General features: G+C 63.8%; 1 protein-coding gene. It reads left to right on the forward strand.

What is annotated here, in order from left to right; genetic code table 11:
- The coding region (locus tag A2J03_RS02785) for an MCE family protein (protein ID WP_197480594.1) at window positions 1-657 on the forward strand (657 nt) is incomplete at its 5' end.
- Window positions 658-727: the final 70 nt, after the last annotated feature.

The raw sequence follows: 727 nt of genomic DNA on the forward strand, positions 1-727 counted from the left end.
CTCTCGCTCGTGTTGAACGGCGGCGGCCTCCCCCAACTCGGTGACATCGTCGACGATTTGGACGCCGCGTTGGGGGGACGACCGGAGTCGGTGCGCACCCTGATCGAACGATTGAGCACCGTCCTCGCTGGTCTGAGCGAACAGCGCACAGACATCGAAAGATCGATCGACAACCTCGATAGATTCGCCGCCGATGTCGCCGATCAGAATCGCACGCTCGCCGATGCCGTGACGACGCTGGGCCCCGCGCTGGACGTGCTGTCCACACGGCGCGAGGATCTCACCACCGCACTCGTCTCCCTCGGGCAGCTGGGCAGCACCGCCGAACGAATTGTCGACGACACCGGCGGAGACCTGGTCGGTGAGCTGGAAGAGCTGCGTCCCGTCCTGGCCTCGCTGGCGGATTCGGGTACGTCGCTGACCGACTCCCTCCGCTACCTGCTCACCTATCCGTTCCCGATCGACACCTACCAGAACGCCGTCCGCGGCGACTACGCCAACGGCGAAGTGACACTCGATCTTCGTCTCGAAACCCTCGACAACGGATTGCTTCTCGGGACACCACTCGAAGGCGCGCTCGGATCCTTCGCCCCCAATCCGGCAACCACTGTCCCATCCACCACTGATCTCCTCATCCCACCGGCAGGCAACCCTTGACACCGAAGAAGGCACTCCATCGCAAGCTGTGGATCATCCTCGCCGTCGCCGTCGTATCGATAGCGACCAC

This window comes from Rhodococcus sp. EPR-157, assembly GCF_001647195.1.
Taxonomy (GTDB): Bacteria; Actinomycetota; Actinomycetes; order Mycobacteriales; family Mycobacteriaceae; genus Rhodococcoides.